Source organism: Streptomyces sp. Root1304, assembly GCF_001426405.1.
In the GTDB taxonomy this organism is placed as follows: domain Bacteria; phylum Actinomycetota; class Actinomycetes; order Streptomycetales; family Streptomycetaceae; genus Streptomyces.
In genome coordinates, this window is the sequence record NZ_LMEP01000026.1 from 360,644 (window position 1) to 381,206 (window position 20,563).

The window sequence follows — 20,563 nt, forward strand, 5'->3', positions numbered from 1 at the left end:
ACCTACTCCGCCGCCGCCAGGGCTTCCGGGGCCGTCACGGTCCCGGGAGCCCTGTTCGGCGTCAGGGCGGCGTACAGCGCGCCGCCCACGATCCCCGAGAACACGAAGCTGCAGTCGATCCCGCCCGTGAGGGCGAGCAGCGGCCCCTCGTAGAGCGGCGTCGACACCGCGGCGAGGCCGACCGCCGCGCCGATCGCCCAGCAGGCGGTGGCGCGCGGGTGCCAGCCCACCGAGAACCAGTAGATCCCGCCGCGCGAGCGGTTGTTGAAGACCTGGAGCGCCTCCGGGTCGTACACACCGCCGCAGCGGGCGTGCCCGATCAGGGTGATCACCGCCCACGGGGTGCCGATCGCCGTGAGCAGCAGGACGAACGAGGTCATCGCGGTCTGCGCGTCCGAGGCGAAGTGGCCGAGGAAGACGAAGGCGGTCGCGACCGCCGCGACGACGAGGGTGGCACGCGCGCGCGTGGCCCTCGGCAGGATCGCGTCGAGGTCGAGCCCCATGGAGTAGAGCATCAGGCCGGCGTTGCCGACGGAGCCGGCGGCGGCCGCGACCAGCAGCGGGACCAGGTACCAGGCGGGGGACGCGGCGACCAGCGGGCCCGCGTAGTCGAGGCCGCCGCGCGCCGCGAGGGCGGTGAACGTGCCGAAGAGCTGCGGGACGAGCAGGCCCACGGTCAGGCCCAGGCAGGTCGCCCGCCACACGGTCCTCGCGCTGTACCGCTCGGGGGAGACGTACCGGGTGTAGTCGCCGAGCAGGGTGATGAAGGCGACCGGTCCGCTGAGGCCCGCCGCGACGGCGGAGAGCAGCCAGGTCGGCCAGAAGGAGCCGAGCAGGTACGGGGTGTCCGGGACCGCGGCCGTCGTGAAGTCCCCGGCGTAGGCGGCCAGGCCGACGGCGAGGAGCACCGTCATGCCGAGGGCGAGCGCCTTGCTCAGCTTGAGCAGCAGCCGGTAGCCGTACACCGCGCCGACCACCGTGCAGGCGGCGAGGAGGGCGTAGACGGCGGCGTGGGCGGCGCCGCCGGTCGGCAGGCCGGTCAGCCGGGCGAGGGTGCCCACCATCACGTCGCCGCCGATCCAGAGGGTCAGCGCCGTGTAGCCGAGGGAGAGCAGCAGTCCGACGACGGAACCGACGAGCCGGCCGCGGACGCCGAAGAAGGCGCCCGAGGAGGTGGAGAGGTTGGTCGCGGTGCGGAGGGACACGAGCGCGAGCGGGGCGGTGACGGCGACGCCGACGAGAGTGCCGGTGACGACGGAGGTCACCGAGGCCCAGAAGCCGAGGCCGAAGGAGACCGGCAGCCAGCCGAAGACGATCACCCCCAGACAGAGATTGGATCCGAGCAGGATCGAGACGAGGTCGCGGGGGCCACTGGTGCGTTCGGCCTCGGGGACGGTGTCGACTCCGCGCTGTTCTATCGGCAAGGGGACTCCTGGGGAGGGGAGTGGCGCCCGAGGAGGGGCGGCGGCGGGACAGTTTTAGAGTGGCGCTCAATGTGGCCTGTGCCTGTACCTCGCGTCAATGCTTGGAAGCGGGCGTCCCAGCATTTAGAGTGTCGCTCAAACGTGTCGTCACTGCAGGAGGTGTTTGGGGCGTGCGACTGACCCCCACGGAACGCGACCGGCTGCTGCTCTTCGGCGCCGCCGAGCTCGCCCGTGCCCGCCGGGCCAGGGGCCTGCGGCTCAATGTCCCCGAGGCGACCGCGCTCATCGCGGACACCGTCTGCGAGGCGGCCCGCGACGGCAGACGGCTCGCCGAGGCGATCGACGCCGCCCGCTCGGTCCTCGGCCCCGACGACGTCCTCCCCGGCGTCGCCGATGTGGTCACCGAGGTCCATGTCGAGGCCGTCTTCGACGACGGCTCGCGGCTCGCGGTCGTCTCCGACCCGATCGGCGGGGGCGGCCTGGGCGACGGGGCGCCGGGCGCGCTGCTGCCCGGCCCCGGACACCCCGAGACCGAGCCCGCGCTCACCCTCCCGGTACGGAACACGGCGACCGTCCCCGTGAGTGTCACGTCCCACTTCCACTTCTTCGAGGTCAACCCCCGCCTCGACTTCGACCGCGCCGCCGCCTACGGCATGCGCCTGGCCATCCCGGCCGGCGCCTCCTTCCGCTTCGACCCGGGCGGCGCGGCCGAGGTCGCGCTCGTACCGATCGGCGGAGCCCGCGTCGCCATCGGCTTCGCGGGCCTGGTCGACGGGCCGCTGGACGCGCCCGGCGCGAAGGACGAGGCCCTTCGCAGGGCTGCGGCCTGCGGATATCTCGGCGCCGACGCCCCGGAGGAGGACCACTGATGGACCCGTACGAGTACGCATCCGTGCACGGCCCCCGGGCCGGCGACCGCGTCGTCCTGGGCGACTCCGGGCTCGTCGTCCGCGTCGAGTCGGACTCCCAGAAGCCCGGCGACGAGTTCCTCGCCGGATTCGGCAAGACAGCCCGCGACGGACTGCACCTGAAGGCCGCCGCCGTCCGGGAGACCTGCGACGTCGTCATCAGCAACGTCCTGGTCATCGACGCCGTGCAGGGCATCCGCAAGGTGTCGATCGGCATCCGCGAGGGCCGCGTCCACGCGATCGGCCGGGCCGGAAACCCCGACACCCTCGACGGCGTCGACGTCGTCGTCGGCACCGGCACCACGATCGTCTCCGGCGAGGGCCTCATCGCCACCGCCGGCGCCGTCGACACCCATGTCCACCTGCTCTCGCCCCGGATCATGGAGGCCTCGCTCGCCAGCGGCGTCACCACGGTCATCGGCCAGGAGTTCGGCCCCGTCTGGGGCGTCGGCGTCAACTCGCCCTGGGCCCTCAGGCACGCCTTCAACGCCTTCGACGCCTGGCCGGTCAACATCGGCTTCCTGGCCCGGGGTTCGTCCTCGGACCCGGCGCCGCTGGTGGAGGCCCTCGCCGAGGGCGGCGCCTCCGGCTTCAAGGTGCACGAGGACATGGGCGCCCACACCCGTGCCCTGGACACCGCGCTGCGGGTCGCCGAGGAGCACGACGTCCAGGTCGCCCTGCACAGCGACGGCCTCAACGAGTGCCTGTCGGTGGAGGACACCCTGAGCGTCCTGGAAGGCCGTACGATCCACGCCTTCCACATCGAGGGCTGCGGCGGCGGGCACGTGCCCAACGTCCTCAAGATGGCCGGCGTGCCGAACGTCATCGGCTCCTCCACCAACCCCACCCTGCCCTTCGGCCGCGACGCGGTCGCCGAGCACTACGGGATGATCGTCTCCGTCCACGACCTGAAGACCGACCTCCCGGGCGACGCCGCCATGGCGCGCGACCGGATCCGGGCCGGGACGATGGGCGCGGAGGACGTCCTGCACGACCTCGGCGCGATCGGGATCACCTCCTCCGACGCGCAGGGGATGGGAAGGGCCGGCGAGACCGTACGCCGGACCTTCGCCATGGCCGGGAAGATGAAGGCCGAGCTGGGGCCCATGGAGGGCGACGGCGCGCACGACGACAACGCGCGCGTGCTGCGCTACCTGGCCAAGCTCACCATCAACCCGGCCATCGCCCACGGCCTCGCCCACGAGATCGGCTCGATCGAGGTCGGCAAGCTGGCCGACATCGTGCTGTGGAAGCCGCAGTTCTTCGGCGCCAAGCCACAGCTGGTGCTGAAGTCCGGCTTCCCCGCGTGGGGGGTCGTGGGCGATCCGAACGCCGCCACCGACACCTGTGAGCCGCTCGTCCTCGGCCCGCTCTTCGGCGCGCACGGCGCCACGGCCGCCGACCTCTCGGTCGCGTTCGTCGCCCGGGCCGCCGTCGACCTCGGCTCCGACGCGATGCCGACCCGCCGCCGCCGGGTCGCCGTGCGCGGCACCCGCGGCATCGGCCCCGCCGACCTGAGGTTCAACTCCCGGGTCGGCGACGTCCAGGTCGACGGCCGCACCGGCCTGGTCTCCCTGGACGGCGCGCCGATCCGCTCCGAGGCGGCCGAGTCCGTCTCCCTCAACCGCCTCTACTTCCTCTAGGACCCGACTCATGACCTTCCGCATGCCCGCCGAGTGGATGCCGCACGAGCGCACCTGGATGGCCTGGCCCAGCACCAACCCCACCTTCACCGACGAGCGGGAACTCGCCGAGGCCCGTACGGCCTGGGCTTCGGTGGCCCGCGCCGTGCGTCGCTTCGAGCCGGTGACGCTGGTCGTCGGCCCGGGCGACGCGGAGTCCGCGCGCGCCCTCGTCGGTGCGGACGTCGACCTGGTCGAGCGGGACCTCGACGACGCCTGGATGCGGGACATCGGCCCGACCTTCGTCACCGACGGCACCGAACTGGCCGCCGTGGACTGGGTGTTCAACGGCTGGGGCGGCCAGGACTGGGCCCGCTGGGAGCACGACTCCAAGATCGCCCGCCATGTCGCGGACCTCGCCGGCGTCCCCGTCCACTCCTCCCCGCTCGTCAACGAGGGCGGCGCGATCCACGTCGACGGCGAGGGCACGGTCCTGCTGACCGACACCGTCCAGCTCGGCTCCGGCCGCAACCCCGGCTGGACCCGCGAGCAGGTCGAGGCCGAGGTCCACGCGCGGCTCGGCACGACGAAGGCGATCTGGCTGCCGCACGGCCTCAGCGGCGACTACGGCCTGTACGGCACCCAGGGCCATGTCGACATCGTCGCCGCCTTCGCCCGCCCCGGCACCGTCCTCGTCCACAGCCAGCAGGACCCGGCGCACCCGGACCACGAGCGCTCGCGGACGTACGTGAACCTCCTGCGCGGCGAGACCGACGCCCAGGGCCGCCCCCTGGAGGTCATCGAGGTCCCGGCCCCCACCGTCCTCAAGGACGAGGAGGGCGACTGGGCCGACTACTCGTACATCAACCACTACCTGTGCAACGGCGGCGTGGTCCTCTGCGCCTTCGACGACCCCCACGACGAGCTCGCCGCCGGGATCTTCCGCCGCCTCTTCCCGGAACGCGAGGTCGTCCTGGTCGACGCGCGGACGATCTTCGCAGGTGGGGGCGGTATCCACTGCATCACCCAGCAGCAGCCGAAGGTCCGGGGCGGGCAGGGCATGAGGTAGAACGTACGGGTGACCCGTATGGACCCCTCCCACCCCGCCCCGGCGCACCGCCGGCGCAACCAGGCCGCCCCGCCCCGTGAGGACGTGCTCGCGGCCGCGATGGACACCATCGCGGAGCGCGGGCTCGACGGACTCACCATGGCCGGGCTCGGGCGGCAGGTCGGGATGAGCAGCGGGCATCTCCTCTACTACTTCCGGACCAAGGACGAGCTGCTGCTGCAGACCCTGGAGTGGAGCGAGGGGCGGCTCGGCGCCGAGCGGAGCGCGCTGCTGTCCCGGCCGGGGACGGCGCGCGACCGGCTCGACGGGTACGTCGAGGTGTACGTGCCCGACGGGCCGCGCGACCCGCACTGGACCCTCTGGCTGGAGGTCTGGAACCGCTCGCAGAACGCCGACGACGACGCCCGCGCCCGGCAGGCCGCCATCGAGGGGGCCTGGCACCGGGACCTGGTCGCGATCCTGGCCGAGGGCGTCTCGCGCGGCGAGTTCCGGGCCGTCGACCCGGACCGGTTCGCCACCCGGACGCGGGCCCTGCTCGACGGCTTCAGCGTGCACGTGGCCGTCGGCATCCCGGGCACCGGCCGTGAGCAAGTCCTCGCACATGTACGGGAGTTCATCTCCGAAACACTGATCTCGCGACCGTAAGGCACGTAAGTACTCCCGATCGTTGCGCGCTGCACCCTTGTTGGGTCCGCGCTCCCTCCGGCACGGTTCCTGCCCATGGGACGAGAGCACTGGAAGAAGATCTGGGTCGGGTCCGCGGGCAACATGGTCGAGTGGTTCGACTGGTTCGTCTACGCGAGCTTCGCCACCTACTTCGCGGGGGCGTTCTTCCCCGAGGGCAACGACACCGCCAAGCTCATGAACACCGCGGGCATCTTCGCCGTCGGCTTCTTCATGCGGCCCGTCGGCGGCTGGCTCCTCGGCCGGGTCGGCGACCGCAAGGGCCGCAAGGCCGCCCTCACCCTCACCGTCACCCTGATGTCCGCCTCCGCGCTGCTCATCGCGGTCGCCCCCACCTACTCCGTCGCCGGATACGGCGGCGCCGCCGTCCTGCTGCTCGCCCGCCTGCTCCAGGGACTCTCCGTCGGCGGCGAGTACGCCGCCAGCGCCACCTACCTCACCGAGGCCTCCGCCCCGGAGCACCGCGGCTTCGCCTCCAGCTTCCAGTACGTCTCGATGACCGCCGGCCAGATCCTCGGACTCGGCCTGCTCCTGGTCCTCCAGCACACCCTGTCCACCGAGGCCCTGCACAGCTGGGGCTGGCGCGTCCCCTTCGTCGTCGGCGCCCTCGGCGCGGCCGTCGTCTTCTACCTCCGCCGCACCATGCTGGAGACGGAGGTGTACGCGGAGACCGCCGACGACGCGGTCGCGGGCGACCAGAAGGGCACCCTCAAGGCCCTCTGGGCGCACAGGCGCGAGGCCTTCCTCGTCATCGCGCTCACCATGGGCGGCACCGTGGCGTACTACACGTACACCACCTACCTCACCAAGTACCTCTCCAACTCCGCCGGGCTGCCCAAGCAGACCGCCACCCTGGTCTCCTTCTGCGCCCTCATCGTCTTCGCCTGCCTCCAGCCGCTGGCCGGCCGCCTCTCCGACCGGATCGGCCGCCGCCCGCTGCTCATCACCTTCGCGGTCGGCTCCACGCTCCTCACCGTGCCGATCATGACGATGCTCCGGCACGCGGGCTCCTTCTGGCCGGCCCTCGGGCTCTCCCTCCTCGCGCTCGTCGTCGTCACCGGCTACACCTCCATCAACGCCTGCGTGAAGGCCGAGCTGTTCCCCACCGGCATCCGCGCGCTCGGCGTCGCCCTGCCGTACGCCATCGCCAACGCCCTCTTCGGAGGCACCGCCGAATACGTCGCCCTGTGGTTCAAGGACGCCGGGATCGAGTCGGGCTTCTTCTGGTACGTGGCCGGCTGCGCGGCCGTCTCGCTGGTCGTCTACCTCGCGATGCGGGAGACCCGGGACATCGACCTGGGCCGGGTGGGCACGGACGGCACCGCGCTGCCGGGCCGGAAACGAGATCAACTGCCCGTATCGTGAGACCCGCGGCCCGTCGATCCTCCACCTGTGTCAGACTTCCGGCGTGCTCGCTACCACCATGATTATCGGCAGCAGCGCGCCGGTCCGCAGTGACCGCTGACGCGTGGAACGATCCCCACGCAGGGCGGACACCGTGCCCCAGACCCGCGCGCAGACCTCTCGCACCCGCGAGGGGTTTTTTCGTTTTCCGGCCCCACCCACGCCGGAAACGGACGGCGCGTGAGAATGGGGGCAAGTGGATCCATACCTTCCGGAGCCACATCCGACAGGAGCCATCACAGCCATGACCACGGAGAACGCCGAGAGCTCGCGCCTCGACGACAGCTTCCATGTCTTCGACACGACGCTGCGCGACGGGGCGCAGCGTGAAGGCATCAACCTCACCGTCGCGGACAAGCTGACCATCGCGCGACACCTCGACGAGTTCGGCGTGGGCTTCATCGAGGGCGGCTGGCCCGGCGCCAACCCGCGCGACACGGAGTTCTTCGCCCGCGCCACCCAGGAGATCGCGTTCAGGAACGCGCAGCTCGTCGCCTTCGGGGCCACCCGCAGGGCCGGCGGCAAGGCCGCCGAGGACCCGCAGGTCAAGGCACTCCTCGACTCCGGCGCCCCGGTCGTCACCCTGGTCGCCAAGTCGCACGACCGGCACGTCGAGCTGGCCCTGCGCACCACCCTCGACGAGAACCTGGAGATGGTCCGCGACACCGTCGCCTTCCTGACCTCGCAGGGCCGCCGGGTCTTCGTCGACTGCGAGCACTTCTTCGACGGCTACAAGGCCAACCCCGACTACGCCAAGGCCGTCGTCCGCGCCGCGCACGAGGCCGGCGCCGACGTCGTCATCCTCTGCGACACCAACGGCGGCATGCTCCCCGCCCAGATCCAGGCCGTCGTCGCCACCGTCCTCGCCGACACCGGCGCCCGCCTCGGCATCCACGCCCAGGACGACACCGGCTGCGCCGTCGCCAACACCCTCGCCGCCGTCGACGCCGGCGCCACCCACGTCCAGTGCACCGCGAACGGCTACGGCGAGCGGGTCGGCAACGCCAACCTCTTCCCCGTCGTCGCGGCCCTGGAACTCAAGTACGGCAAGAAGGTGCTGCCCGACGGCGCCCTCGCCGAGATGACCCGGATCTCGCACGCCATCGCCGAGGTCGTCAACCTGACGCCCTCCACCCACCAACCGTACGTCGGCGTCTCCGCCTTCGCGCACAAGGCCGGCCTCCACGCCTCCGCGATCAAGGTCGACCCGGACCTCTACCAGCACATCGACCCCGAGCTGGTCGGCAACACCATGCGGATGCTGGTCTCCGACATGGCCGGCCGCGCCTCCATCGAGCTCAAGGGCAAGGAGCTGGGCGTCGACCTCGGCGACGACCGCGCCCTCGTCGGCCGGGTCGTCGAGCGGGTCAAGGAGCGCGAGCTCCAGGGCTACACGTACGAGGCCGCCGACGCCTCCTTCGAGCTGCTGCTCCGCGAGGAGGCGGAGGGCCGGGCCCGCCGCTACTTCCGTACGGAGTCCTGGCGCGCGATCGTCGAGGACCGCCCCGACGGCACCCACGCCAACGAGGCCACCGTGAAGCTCTGGGCGAAGGGCGAGCGGATCGTCGCCACCGCCGAGGGCAACGGCCCCGTCAACGCCCTGGACCGGGCGATCAGGGTCGGCCTGGAGCGGATCTACCCGCAGCTGGCCAAGTTCGAGCTGACCGACTACAAGGTCCGCATCCTGGAGGGCCGCCACGGCACCGAGTCCACGACCCGGGTCCTGGTGACCACCAGCGACGGCAACGGCGAGTGGTCCACGGTCGGCGTGGGCGAGAACGTCATCGCGGCCTCCTGGCAGGCCCTGGAGGACGCCTTCACGTACGGACTGCTGCGGGCGGGCATCGACCCGGCCGAATAGTCCCGCATGGTCCGACCGTGTTCTGTTTCGTCCGGTTCGGGTAGCGTCGAACCATGAGGAACAGGGCGATGTCCGTGTGGTCGGCCCTCGCCGGGCTGACGCTTCTCCTGCTGATGGCTCTGGCGCCCACCGCGGGCGCCAGGGCCACGGGCGTGTCCGACGCGGCCGCCGCCCTGAAACAGGGCCCGGTCTACGTCGACCCCGGCGCCGCCGACCAGCTCTCCAAGGCCGACGCGGACGCCCTCGCCCAGAAGATCAAGAACGCGGACAAGCCGCTGTTCGTGGCGGTCCTGCCCGCGACCGCGGAGTTCCCGCCGAAGGACCTGGTACTGAAGCTGCGGACGCAGACCGGGATCACCGGCCTGTACGCGGTCCGGCTCGGCAACGGGTTCAACGCGCAGGCCGACGCCTCGGTGATGTCCCCGGACGCGGTGCGCAACATCATCACCTCCGTGCGCGAGCCCGGCGTCGACGCGGTCACCGAGCTGAACAACTTCGTCGACCTCGCCCTGCCCACCATGCACGGCTCCGCCCCCGCCGGCTGGGGCTCCGTCGGCACCGACTCAGGGGTCCCGGTCGCCGGACTCGTCACCCTCGGCGCCGTGGTCGTCGCCGGCGGCGCGGGCGCCTACGCGGTCGTGCGCCGCAACCGGCTCCGCAAGGAGGCCGAGGAGCGCGCCGCCCTCGACAAGCTCCGGGTCGTCGTCGACGAGGACATCACCGCCTTCGGTGAGGAACTCGAACGGCTCGACTTCCACCCCGCCGAGGCCGGCGCCACCGACGCCATGCGCGGCGACTACGAACGCGCCCTCGACTCGTACGACACCGCCAAGTCCCTGATGGCCGCCGCGGGCCGCCCCCATGACGTCCGCGCGGTCACCCAGGCCCTGGAGGACGGCCGCTACTCCCTCGCGGTGCTCGCCGCCCGCCGTGAGTCCCGCCCGCTGCCCGAGCGCCGCGCCCCCTGCTTCTTCGACCCGCGCCACGGCCCCTCCACCGAGGACCGCACCTGGTCCCCGGCCGGCGGCGCCGCCCGCGAGGTCCCGGTCTGCGCCGCCGACGCGGCCCGCCTGGACGACGGGCTCGACCCGGTGGCCCGCACGGTCGACGCGGACGGCGTCCGCCGCCCCTACTGGGAGGCGGGCCCCGCCTACGGCCCCTGGGCCGGCGGCTACTTCGGCGGCGGCATGCTCCCGGGCCTCCTCATGGGCACCATGCTCGGCTCGATGCTCTCCACCCCGGCCTACGCCGCCGAGTACGGCGGCGGTGACTTCCAGGGCGGTGACTTCTCGGGAGCCGACTTCGACTCCGGCGACTTCGGGTCGAGCGACTTCGGCGGCGGTGACGGCGGCGGCTTCGGGGGCGGCGACTTCGGTGGTGGCGGCGGATTCGACGGCGGAGGCGGCTTCTAGCGTCCTGCCGGACCCCGACCCCGACCCCGACCCCGACCCGGGCCGCGACCCCGACCCGTACCCCGGCCCCGGTCTTGACCTCGACCCCGGTCGCCGACGTGCCTCAGACCAGCGGCTTCACCGACATCAGGAGGTGGCGGTGGGTGCCCGTCGGGCCGTCGGTGAGGAGTGCCCGCTGGCCCGGGCCCAGGAGGTGGAAGTGGATCTCCGGGGCGTCCAGCGTGGTGAGGGCGTCCAGCAGGTAGTTCGGGTTGAAGGCGACCGTCAGCGTGTCCGGGCCGGTGAGGGTGGCCGGCAGGTGCTGGGAGGCCACGTCGTCCTCGTAACCCGCCTGGAGGTGGATCGACGTGGGGGTGAAGGTCAGCTGGACCGGGCTGTCGCCCTCGGCGACGACCGCGACCCGCTTCACGGCCTCGGTCAGCGGCGCCCGCCCGGTGGTCGCGAGGGCGTGCTCGCCCAGGGCGAAGAGCTTGTCGTGGCGGGGGAGCCGCCCGTCGAGCAGCCGGGTGGTGGTGCGCAGCCCGGCGCTCTCGAAGCCGATCGAGCCGCCGTCCAGGGCGAGCCGGGCCGGGCCGGTGCCCGCGAGGGAGCGGGCGATCTCGGTGAGGCGGCGGGCCGGGACGACCACGTCGGCGGCCGAGGGGGTGCCGCTCCCGGGCGTGTCGGTCCCCGGCTGCCACTCCAGGGTGCGGACGGCGTAGCGATAGCGGTCGGTGGCGGCCAGGGTCATGACCGTGCCGTCGAGGGCGAGGCGTATCCCGGTGAGGACCGGCAGCGAGTCGTCCCGGCCCGCCGCCACCGCCACCTGGCCGACCGCCGCGGCGAAGGCGTCGCCGTCCACCAGGCCGCGGATCTCGGGCAGCTCGGGCGGCGCGGGGTGGTCGTCGAGCGGCAGCAGGGAGAGCCCGAAACGGGCGTCGCCGGAGGTCACCGTGAGCCGGGAGCCCTCCACCGCGAGCCGTGCCCGGCCGCGCGGGAGCACCTTGCAGATGTCGAGCAGCCGCCGGCCCAGGACCAGCGCCCGGCCCTCGATGTCGGTGTCCGCCTCGACCTCGATCCGGGCCGAGGCCTCGTGGTCGAGGCCGGAGACGCGCAGCCGTCCGTCCGCCGCGTCCAGGACCAGCCCCCCGAGGACGGGCAGGGGGGAGCGGGCCGGCAGGACGCGTGCGGCCCAGGACACGGCGTCGGTCAGCACGGAGCTGTCGATACGGAATTCCATGCCACCGACGCTAGCGACCCCCACTGACAACGGCGTTGACCAGCGGGTTCGGCCGTCCCGGCCGTCCGCGGGGGAGGGGGCCGGGGACGGATCCGGCCGTACGGGAAGGGAATCGCCCCCCTGATCGTTCCTCGCTGTGAGCGTGACAGCGATCAGCAGGGGGAGAGAACATGACTGACGTCCACGGCACGGTGGAGCCCGGATTCGAGTCCGTACGGGAGGAGTTCGCCACCGTCGTGGCGAACGAGGCGCGGGACGGCGGAGCCCAGCTCGCCGTCCACCACCGCGGCCGGCTCGTCGTCGACCTCTGGGGCGGCGACGGGGTCGACGGGGACTCGCTCCTCGGCCTCTACTCCTCCTCCAAGGGCGCCATGGCCCTCGTCACCGCCCTCCTCGTCCAGGACGGGATGCTCGACCTGGACCGCGAAGTGGCCTCCTGGTGGCCCGAGTTCGCCGCCGAGGGCAAGGGGAGGCTGACCCTGCGCCAGCTGCTCGCCCACCGGTCCGGCGTGATCGGCGCCGACGGCGGCTTCACCCTCGACGAGCTGGCCGACGACCGGGTGGTCGCCGCCCGCCTCGCCGGCCAGCGCCCCTTCTGGGAGCCCGGCACCGCCCACGGCTACCACGCCCTCGTCATCGGCGCCCTCGTCGGCGAGGTCGTCCTGCGGGCCACCGGCCGGACGATCCCGGAACTGTTCGAGGAGAGGGTCCGGGCCCCGTACGCCCTCGACTACTACCTGGGCCTGCCCGAGGAGCTCGAACCCCGCTTCCGTACGGCCCTGCCGATGCTGCCCACACCCGCCGAGCAGGCCCTCCTCGCGGCGAACCCGATCGCGCCGGACAGCCTCATGGGCATCGCGTTCAACTTCCACGCGGACCCGCCGTTCGACATCGTCGGCTACGCCAACTCCCGTACGGTGCGGGAGAAGGCCCCGCTCTCCGGCGGCGGCATCGGCTCCGCGCGCGGCCTCTCCCGGATGTACGCGACGATCGCCGGCGAGCTCGGCGGGCGGCCCCCGCTCCTGAAGCCGGACACCCTGGCCGAGGCCGCCCGGATCCACTCCGCGGGCACGGACAGGGTGACGGGCGAGGAGAACACCTTCGGCCTCGGATTCGTCGCGATGGCCGCCCGCTACCCGGCCCTCGGCCCGGGCGCCCTCGGACACAGCGGCGCCCCCGGCTCGCAGGCCTTCGCCGACCCGGCGACCGGCCTCGCGTACAGCTACACCCGCCGCCGCTTCGCCTTCGGCGGGGGCCCCGGCGCCGCCGAGAACGACCGGCTGATCCCTGCCGTGGTCGCGGCGGCCGCGAAGCGGAGCTAGTGCCGCACCCTTCCGACGGGAAACGCCCTGGTGGAAGGGCCGGAGAGGGCGCACCGTAATTCATTGGCGCGCCCTCTCCGGGTTTCGTAGGGTGGCGTCGCGACCGCGCCTCCGATGCGCTCGGCTGCGGCTACTTCTTCCGAAACCAAGTGACGCCGCCGCCACTTCCGATCTCGGCGGCGCGGGCGTCTTCGCCCCGCCACCCGCCACCGGGCAGTCCTCGCCCGGTCGGGCCGTCGCCCGCCGGGCCGTGTGGCCGGGCCTTCCCGTTCTCCGAATCCGGGGGGATTCCCTGCCTCGTCACACCCGACGCGTCTCCAAGATGTGGACCGAGATGCTCGTGGCCCCGCACGTCGCCGCCGCTGCGGCCGCCGCCGCAGCCGCCTACGTACCGCCCCCGCGGCTTCACCGCGGGCCCGCCGGCCAGTACTTCCACACCCACGAGGGCGCTCCTGCCTTCGTCCGGGAGCCCCGCGACGAGCTCTACCTCCTCGCCGTCGGCGCCTTCGCCTCCCAGCGGACCTTCTACGAGAGCGGCGAGGACCGCGACACGCGGTACGCCCGGCTCGTCGGTGAACTCGCGGTGGAGGACCCCGAGTGGACGGCCGGCCTGCTGCGCTGGCTCCGGAGCGAGGGCAACATGCGCACGGCGTCCCTGGTGGGCGCCGCCGCGTACGTCCGGGCCCGGCTGGCGGCCGGGGCGACCGGAGGCCCGTCCAACCGGTCCGTGATCGACTCGGTGCTCCGGCGCGCCGACGAGCCCGGCGAGCTGCTCGCCCACTGGATCGCCACGTACGGCCGCAAGGTGCCGCAGCCCGTGAAGCGGGGCGTCGCCGACGGCGTGCGCCGGCTCTACACCTCGCGCTCCCTGCTCAAGTACGACACCGCGTCGAAGGCCTTCCGCTTCGGCGACGTGCTCAACCTGGTGCACGCCTCGCCCGACCCCGACAAGCCCTGGCAGGGTGACCTCTTCCGGTACGCCCTGGACCGCCGCCACCACCCGGAGCAGGCGGTTCCGCCGGCCTCCGACCGGCTGCTGACCGCCCACCGGGCGCTGATGGAGACGGCCCCGGAGGAGCGGCGGGCGCTGGTGACCGGCCCGGGCGGCTCCGAGCGGCTGGCCGAGGCGGGCCTGACGTGGGAGGCCCTGGCCGGCTGGCTCCACGGGCCGATGGACGCCGCCGTCTGGGAGGCCGTGATCCCCGCGATGGGGTCGATGGCCCTCCTGCGGAACCTGCGGAACTTCGACGGGGCGGGGATCTCCGACGAAGCCGCGGCCGGGGTCGCCGCCCGGCTCGCGGACCCCGCCGAGGTCGCCAGGGCCCGGCAGTTCCCCTTCCGCTACCTGGCCGCCCACCGGCACGCGCCGTCGCCGCGCTGGGCGGCCGCGCTGGAGGAGGCGCTGGGGCACTCCCTGTCCCACGTCCCCGCCCTGCCCGGCCGGACCCTGATCCTGGTCGACCGCTCCGACTCCATGTTCTGGGACACCGTCTCCGAGCGGTCCCGGCTGACCCGCGCGGACGCGGCGGCCGTGTTCGGCACGGCGCTGGCCCAGCGCGCCGAGCGGGCGGACCTGGTGGAGTTCGGCTGGGGCAGCGCGGAGGTGCCGTTCGCCCCGGGCGAGCCGGTGCTCGCGGTGCTCGACCGGTTCCGCAGCCTCGGCGGCACCTACACCGCGAAGGCGATACGGAAGCACTACCGGGAGCACGACCGGGTCCTGATCGTCACCGACGAGCAGACCGCCGCGTACGGGCCCGGCGACCCGACCGAACCGGTCCCGGCCGACGTCCCGGTCTATACCTGGAACCTGGCGGGGTACCTGCCCGCCCACGCACCCACGGGCCCCCACCGGCACACCTTCGGAGGGCTCACGGACGCCGCCTTCCGGATGGTCGGCCTGGTGGAGGCGGGGCGCGCGGCGGCATGGCCATGGACGGCGACCGGTCGCTGAGCCGCGGCCCACGCGCGGGGGAACGCTCCCGCCGGGGAACGCCGGGGAACGCCGAGCGCCCGCCTTCCGCTGCTGCGGAGGGCGGGCGCGCTCGTGTGCCGGTCCGGAGGGGGCTCCGGGGTCAGGCGTTCCGGAGGAGGCTCCGGGGTCAGGCGGCGTTCTTGATCGCGGAGATGTCGAAGTTCAGCTTGACCTTGTCGGAGACCATCACGCCACCGGTCTCCAGGGCCGCGTTCCAGGTCAGGCCCCATGCGGAGCGCAGGATCTCGGCGGAGCCCTCGAAGCCGACGCGCTCGTTGCCGTAGACGTCGGTCGCGGTGCCGTTGAACTCCAGGTCGATGGAGAGCGGCTTGGTGACGTCCCTGATGGTCAGGTCGCCGGTGACCCGGTACTTGTCGCCGCCCAGCTGCTCGGCGGTGGTGGAGCGGAAGCTCATCAGGGGGAACTGCTCGGCGTCGAAGAAGTCACCGCTGCGGAGGTGGCCGTCGCGGTCGCCGATGCCGGTGTCGATGGAGGCGATCTTGACGTCGATCGAGGCGGAGGAAGCGCCCGGGTTCGCACCGTCGAGCTTCAGCGCGCCCTCGTGCTCGGCGAAGGTGCCGCGGACGTTGGTGACCATCGCGTGGCGGACGGTGAAGCCGATGCTGCTGTGAGCCGGGTCGATGGTGTAGTCGCCGGTGAGGGCGGCCAGGGCCGGGTCGACCGGCAGGGTGGCGGTGGCGACGGCGGACTCGGTGTTCTTGCGGCCGAAGAGACCCATGACATGCTCCTTGTCGGTGTTTGTTGAACCTTCAACGAGAACGACTGTAACTCCATTCCGTTTAACTTTCAACATCTAGGGAAGTTGTTCATCCGGACGGCGTCACGGCGACACCGACGCCCTCTGGCGGACGCGCGTAGAACTACGGCACCATCTCCCTGGCGCCACCGGATGCACCGGCACCACGCGCCACCGGCACCACCGGCACCACGCGCCACCGCTCGCACCCGCACCACGCGCCACCGCTCGCACCCGCACCACGCGCCACCGGCACCACCTGCACCGCCGTCCCCACCCGTCACGGTCATCAGCAGGAGGCACTCCCGATGAAGCTCCGCTCCGTCCTCACGGCCCTCGGCCTCGTCCTCGGCGCACTCTTCGCGCCCGGCGTCGGCGTCCTCACCGCCGCCGGCGAGGCCCACGCCGTCACCAAGATCAGCCACGCCACCGCGACCTCGATGTTCCGGAACTCCGGCATCACCTGGTCCTCCTCCGGCGGCTGCTCGGACCGGTACAACTCCACCTGTACGTCCTTCGAGCAGCTCAACCTCCCCACCGCCCAGGGCGCCCAGACCCTCAAGAGCGCCAGCGGCTGCGCCCTCAACATCACCGGCGGCACCGAGACCGGCCACGCGAGCGGCACGTACTCGCACTGGAACGGCTACAAGCTCGACTTCGCCAAGGGCACCTGCGTCACCAACTACGTCAAGAACACGTTCACGTACATCGGCCTCCGCGGTGACGGGGCCCCGCAGTGGAAGTCCGGCGCCGGCAACGTCTACGCCGACGAGGGCAACCACTGGGACGTGACGTTCTACAACTGCGGCGGCTGCTGACCCCCGTACCGTCCGAAAGGGCCCTCTTCGGTGGTCACTTGGACTAACCGAAGGGGGTTCTTGGACTGGCGGCCTCCGCATGGCGTGATCTCGTTGACGGTGCCGCCGGGGCCGGGCCAACTAGTGCGCATGCCCCTCCCGAACTCGCGAAGAATCCGTGCGGCCTGCGCACTCGCCACCGCCTCGTCCGCCGTGTTCGCCCTGGCCGGGCCCGCCCTCGCGGAGGGCCCGGCGACCCCGGCCCCGCTCGCCGGGACCGTCACGGCCGCCACCCCCGTCATCGGCTCGCCCCTGCTCTCCGTCGCCGTCGCCGAGGACTTCCCGCGCGTCCTCTCGTACACCGACCGCGCGACCGGCGCCCGCCTCCTCGGCAGTACGGCCCCGGTCACCCAGGTCGTGCTCAACGGCACCGCCCGTACGGTCGCGGTCCGGGCCGCCCCCGTCCTGACGGCCTCCTCCGCCGCGTACACCCTCGCCTTCCCCGAGCTGCCCGGCGTGGAGATCGACGCCCGGCTGAGCGTCGAGGGGCGGACCACCACCTTCCGGGTGACCGCCGTCCGCGACACCGAGGCCTTCCGGGTCGGCACCCTCGACATACCAGGCCACGACCTGGTCTCCGTCGGCTCCGCGGACCCCGGCGCCGCCACCGCCTTCACCCGGCTCGACCCGGACTCCACCCGTACCGCCGACGTCTTCGCCCGGGTCACCGACGCGACCGCCGCCGACGCGAACCCGGTCGGCGCGAGCTACGCCCTCGTCAACACCGGGCAGCTGGCCGCCGCCGTCGAGTCCAACTCCAGCTACGACAAGCCCGCCGGCGCCTCCGCCCGCGACGGCGCCCGCTTCTGGCACCAGGCCCGCAAGCAGACCACCGCCACCGGCACCGAGACCCGCGTCGGCGTCTGGTCCGGCCAGTGGACCTACCGCGGCGAGGGCGCCCCGCAGCCCGCGAGCGGCGCGGCACTGCCCTGGGCGAAGGTCGTCGTCACCCCCGACGCCAACGCCGACGGCACCACCGACTGGCAGGACGGCGCCGTCGCCTTCCGCACCATCGGGATCAAGGCCCCCGGCAGCGAGGAGACCCCCGACCGGGTCGTCGCCCACATCCCGTTCAACTTCGCCTCCCAGGCCACCCACCCCTTCCTGCGCACCCTCGACGACGTCAAGCGGATCTCGCTCTCCACCGACGGACTCGGCCAGTTCGCCCTGCTCAAGGGCTACGGCTCCGAGGGCCACGACTCCGCCCACCCCGACTACGGCGGCAACTACAACAAGCGGGCCGGCGGCCTCGCCGACCTCAACGTCCTCCTCAAGGAGGGCCGGAAGTGGGGCGCGGACTTCGGCGTCCACGTCAACGCCACCGAGTCGTACCCCGAGGCGAAGAACTTCAGCGAGACCCTCGTCGACAGGGCCAAGCCCGGCTGGAACTGGCTCAACCAGAGCTACTACATCGACCAGCGCCGCGACATCAACAGCGGCGACCTCGCCCGGCGCTTCCAGCAGCTGCGCGACGAGACCGACCCCAACCTCTCCACCCTCTACATCGACGTCTACTACACCCACGGGTGGATCGCCGACGAGACGATGCGGGCCGTCCAGGCCCAGGGGTGGAACGTCGCCACCGAGTGGTCCGAGAAGTTCGAACGGGCCTCCCTCTGGTCCCACTGGGCCAACGACCTCGACTACGGCGGCGCCACCAACAAGGGCCTCAACTCCCGGATCGTCCGCTTCATCCGCAACGGCGAGAAGGACGTCTGGAACAACCACCCGGTCCTCGGCCAGACCGCCCTCGTCGACTTCGAGGGCTGGACCGGCGAGACCGACTGGACCGCCTTCACCGCCAACATCTGGCAGCGGAACCTGCCCGCCAAGTACCTCCAGCAGCAGAAGATCACCCGCTGGAACGGCAACGACCTCACCTTCACCGGCGAGGTCCGCGGCACCGTCGAGGACGGCCGCCGCACCTTCTACGACCACGGCCGCAAGGTCCTCGACGGCGAGGCCTATCTGCTCCCCTGGGACGACGGGAAGAAGCTCTACCACTACAACAGGTCCGGTGGCACGACGAGTTGGGCCGTCCCGCCCGGCGCCGGCTCGTACTCGGTGTACAAGCTCACCGACAACGGACGCGTGAAGACCGAGACCGTACGGCCCGTCGACGGGAAGGTCACCCTCGACGCCGTCGCCGGACAGCCCTACGTCCTCTACCCCGACCGCGCCCCCGACCAGGCCGCCCCCCGGTGGGGGCAGGGCACCCCGGTGAAGGACCCCGGCTTCAACGACGCCCGGCTCGACGCCTGGACCACGGCCGGCACCGTCGTCCGCGACACCGACGACCGGGGCCGCAACAGCGCGAAGCTCAGCGGCGCCGCCACCGCCTCGGTCCGCCAGCAGATCACCCGCCTCACCCCCGGCAGGCGGTACACCGCCTCCGTGCTCATCGAGGTCGAGCCCGGCGCCACCCGGCCCACCACACTCTCCGCCGGCGGCCGGTCCGTCACCGTCGAACGCTCCGCCCTCCAGGACCGGGTCGCCGCCTCCGACTGGAACGGCACCCGCTTCCAGCGTGCCAAGGTCACCTTCACCGCACCGGCCGGCGGCACCACCCCGCTCAAGATCGAGGCCGCGGCCGGCAGCACCGCCACCGTCCGCGTCGACGACGTCCGCATCGTCGCCAACGCCCCCGCCACCAGGGCCGGAACCCTCGTGTACGAGGACTTCGAGGCCGTCGACCAGGGCTGGGGCCCCTTCCTCAAGGGCGACTCCGGCGGTACGACCGACCCGCGCACCCACATCGCCCAGCTGCACGCGCCCTTCACCCAGGCCGGCTGGAACGGCAAGCTCATCGACGACGTCATCGGCGGCGCCGAGAGCCTCAAGTCCCACGACGAGAACAGCGGACTCGTCTACCGGACCGCGCCCTGGACGGTCCCGATGAAGGACGGCCGCAGCTACCGGATCGAGTACGACTACCGCTCCAGCCACGCGGGCGCGTACGAGTGGGTCACCGGCTACGACCGCACCGACGGCACCTCCGTGGAGACCCGCCGCACCCCGATCGGACAGCGGAAGGCCGACGGCCACTTCTCGGAGACCGTCACCGCCGGCTGCGGCGACACCTGGACCGGTCTGCGCAAGCGGGGCGACGCCCCGGACGGCGCCGACTTCGTCCTCGACGCCTTCACCGTCACCGACCTCGGACCGGCCGCCGAACGCGCCGCCTGCGGCACGCTCTCCCTCGCCGCCCCCGAGACCCTGGAGCCCGGCCGCCCGAACCGGGTCACCGCGACCTTCGGCAACGACGAGGCGGGCGAGGTCACCGGCGCCCGGGCCGTCCTGACGCTCCCCGAGGGCTGGACCGCCGAACCTGCCGCCCCCGTCGTCCTCGGCACCGTCGCCCCCGGCGGAAAGGCGACCGCCACCTGGCAGGTCACCCCGCCGGTGGACGCGGCCTACCGGCCGTACCCGCTGACCGCCTCCCTGGCGTACGGCCTCGGGGGCGAGGAGCGGAAGCTCACCGCCGCCACCACCGTCCGCACCCTGCCCCCGCCGCCCACCGCCGACAGCTGGGCCAGCGACCTGGACTGGACCTCGGCCACCAACGGCTGGGGCCCCGTCGAGCGCGACCTCTCCAACGGCGAGACCGGCACCGGCGACGGCTCCCCGCTGCGGATCGGGGGAGTGACCTACGCCAAGGGCCTGGGCAGCCACGCCCCCGCCACCGTCCGCTACTACCTGGGCGGCCGCTGCACCTCCCTCACCGCCGAGGTCGGCGTGGACGACGTGCAGACCGTCCGGGGCACCGTCCGGTTCAGCGTGCGCGCGGACGGCACCGAGAAGGTGACGTCCCCGGTCCTCAGGGCCACGGACCCCGCCTGGTCCCTCACCGCCGACGTCACCGGCGCCTCCTACGTCGACCTGGTGGCCGACGACGGCGGCGACGGCAACGGCAACGACCACGCGGACTGGGGCAACGCCCGCTTCCACTGCGGAAGCTGACACGAGCGGGGCGGCAGGACGGGGCATCAGGGCAGCAAGCGCTTGCCCCGCCTGCTGCCGTGCTCATTGATTGCGTCGGAAACAGGGTGTTA

The 20,563-nt window shown here is 72.7% G+C and carries 14 protein-coding genes; 11 read left to right on the forward strand and 3 right to left on the reverse strand.

From position 1 onward, the window contains the following. Positions 1–2 precede the first annotated feature (2 nt). On the reverse strand, positions 3–1,424 hold the full coding sequence (locus ASD33_RS30790; protein ID WP_056567946.1) for a cytosine permease: 1,422 nt from the start codon (positions 1,422–1,424) through the stop codon (positions 3–5). A gap of 170 nt (positions 1,425–1,594) precedes the next feature. On the opposite strand from ASD33_RS30790, the gene ureA reads away from it, so the two are divergent. The 7 genes from ureA to ASD33_RS35900 all read left to right on the forward strand — a co-directional run bounded on the left by ureA (position 1,595) and on the right by ASD33_RS35900 (position 10,384). Further along, positions 1,595–2,293 carry an urease subunit gamma gene (gene ureA / locus ASD33_RS30795; protein WP_056567949.1) on the forward strand — a complete coding sequence of 233 codons (699 nt, stop codon included), beginning with the start codon at positions 1,595–1,597 and terminating at the stop codon, positions 2,291–2,293. Then, entirely contained in the window at positions 2,293–3,975 is a 1,683-nt protein-coding gene (locus ASD33_RS30800) for an urease subunit alpha (RefSeq protein ID WP_056567952.1), read from the forward strand. Before ureA ends, ASD33_RS30800 begins: the two co-directional genes overlap by 1 nt. Positions 3,976–3,985: 10 nt before the next feature. Further along, positions 3,986–5,023, forward strand: coding sequence for an agmatine deiminase family protein (locus ASD33_RS30805; RefSeq protein ID WP_056567956.1), 1,038 nt, complete (start codon positions 3,986–3,988; stop codon positions 5,021–5,023). 99 nt (positions 5,024–5,122) lie between these two features. Next, the gene (locus ASD33_RS30810) at positions 5,123–5,668 is read left to right on the forward strand and encodes a TetR/AcrR family transcriptional regulator (protein ID WP_242426950.1); all 546 of its coding nucleotides are present in this window, start codon (positions 5,123–5,125) and stop codon (positions 5,666–5,668) included. A gap of 75 nt (positions 5,669–5,743) precedes the next feature. Then, positions 5,744–7,072: an MFS transporter gene (locus ASD33_RS30815; protein ID WP_056567959.1), complete on the forward strand. Its 1,329-nt coding sequence runs from the start codon at positions 5,744–5,746 to the stop codon at positions 7,070–7,072. Positions 7,073–7,355: 283 nt separating this feature from the next. After that, entirely contained in the window at positions 7,356–8,972 is a 1,617-nt protein-coding gene (gene cimA, locus ASD33_RS30820; RefSeq protein ID WP_056567962.1) for a citramalate synthase, read from the forward strand. 53 nt (positions 8,973–9,025) lie between these two features. Continuing rightward, on the forward strand, positions 9,026–10,384 hold the full coding sequence (locus ASD33_RS35900; RefSeq protein ID WP_056567965.1) for a hypothetical protein: 1,359 nt from the start codon (positions 9,026–9,028) through the stop codon (positions 10,382–10,384). A 103-nt stretch (positions 10,385–10,487) separates the two neighbouring features. Here the strand turns inward: ASD33_RS35900 and dnaN are convergent, their stop codons facing one another. Continuing rightward, a complete protein-coding gene (gene dnaN, locus ASD33_RS30830) occupies positions 10,488–11,603 on the reverse strand; it encodes a DNA polymerase III subunit beta (protein ID WP_056567968.1) in 1,116 nt (371 codons plus the stop codon). 170 nt (positions 11,604–11,773) lie between these two features. Here dnaN and ASD33_RS30835 point away from each other — a divergent pair, with 170 nt between their 5' ends. Then, complete coding sequence (locus tag ASD33_RS30835; RefSeq protein ID WP_056567971.1) at positions 11,774–12,925, forward strand: serine hydrolase domain-containing protein; 1,152 nt, start codon at positions 11,774–11,776, stop codon at positions 12,923–12,925. A 334-nt stretch (positions 12,926–13,259) separates the two neighbouring features. After that, entirely contained in the window at positions 13,260–14,876 is a 1,617-nt protein-coding gene (locus ASD33_RS30840) for a TROVE domain-containing protein (protein WP_056568200.1), read from the forward strand. A gap of 148 nt (positions 14,877–15,024) precedes the next feature. Here the strand turns inward: ASD33_RS30840 and ASD33_RS30845 are convergent, their stop codons facing one another. Then, positions 15,025–15,636 (reverse strand): YceI family protein, encoded by a 612-nt coding sequence (locus ASD33_RS30845; protein WP_056567973.1) that lies wholly within the window; start codon positions 15,634–15,636, stop codon positions 15,025–15,027. A 326-nt stretch (positions 15,637–15,962) separates the two neighbouring features. Between ASD33_RS30845 and ASD33_RS30850 the strand changes: the two genes are divergently transcribed. Continuing rightward, positions 15,963–16,472 carry a hypothetical protein gene (locus ASD33_RS30850; protein WP_056567976.1) on the forward strand — a complete coding sequence of 170 codons (510 nt, stop codon included), beginning with the start codon at positions 15,963–15,965 and terminating at the stop codon, positions 16,470–16,472. Positions 16,473–16,601: 129 nt separating this feature from the next. Further along, positions 16,602–20,471, forward strand: coding sequence for an endo-alpha-N-acetylgalactosaminidase family protein (locus ASD33_RS30855; protein ID WP_056567978.1), 3,870 nt, complete (start codon positions 16,602–16,604; stop codon positions 20,469–20,471). Positions 20,472–20,563 lie beyond the last annotated feature (92 nt).

Bases quoted from the DNA above. Each gene is read 5' to 3' on its own strand.
- ASD33_RS30800 (WP_056567952.1), top strand. From the start codon at position 2,293: ATGGACCCGTACGAGTACGCATCCGTGCACGGCCCCCGGGCCGGCGAC.
- ASD33_RS30805 (WP_056567956.1), top strand. From the start codon at position 3,986: ATGACCTTCCGCATGCCCGCCGAGTGGATGCCGCACGAGCGCACCTGG.
- ASD33_RS30810 (WP_242426950.1), top strand. From the start codon at position 5,123: ATGGACACCATCGCGGAGCGCGGGCTCGACGGACTCACCATGGCCGGG.
- ASD33_RS30815 (WP_056567959.1), top strand. From the start codon at position 5,744: ATGGGACGAGAGCACTGGAAGAAGATCTGGGTCGGGTCCGCGGGCAAC.
- cimA (WP_056567962.1), top strand. From the start codon at position 7,356: ATGACCACGGAGAACGCCGAGAGCTCGCGCCTCGACGACAGCTTCCAT.
- ASD33_RS35900 (WP_056567965.1), top strand. From the start codon at position 9,026: ATGAGGAACAGGGCGATGTCCGTGTGGTCGGCCCTCGCCGGGCTGACG.
- dnaN (WP_056567968.1), bottom strand. From the start codon at position 11,603: ATGGAATTCCGTATCGACAGCTCCGTGCTGACCGACGCCGTGTCCTGG.
- ASD33_RS30835 (WP_056567971.1), top strand. From the start codon at position 11,774: ATGACTGACGTCCACGGCACGGTGGAGCCCGGATTCGAGTCCGTACGG.
- ASD33_RS30840 (WP_056568200.1), top strand. From the start codon at position 13,260: ATGCTCGTGGCCCCGCACGTCGCCGCCGCTGCGGCCGCCGCCGCAGCC.
- ASD33_RS30845 (WP_056567973.1), bottom strand. From the start codon at position 15,636: ATGGGTCTCTTCGGCCGCAAGAACACCGAGTCCGCCGTCGCCACCGCC.
- ASD33_RS30850 (WP_056567976.1), top strand. From the start codon at position 15,963: ATGAAGCTCCGCTCCGTCCTCACGGCCCTCGGCCTCGTCCTCGGCGCA.
- ASD33_RS30855 (WP_056567978.1), top strand. From the start codon at position 16,602: ATGCCCCTCCCGAACTCGCGAAGAATCCGTGCGGCCTGCGCACTCGCC.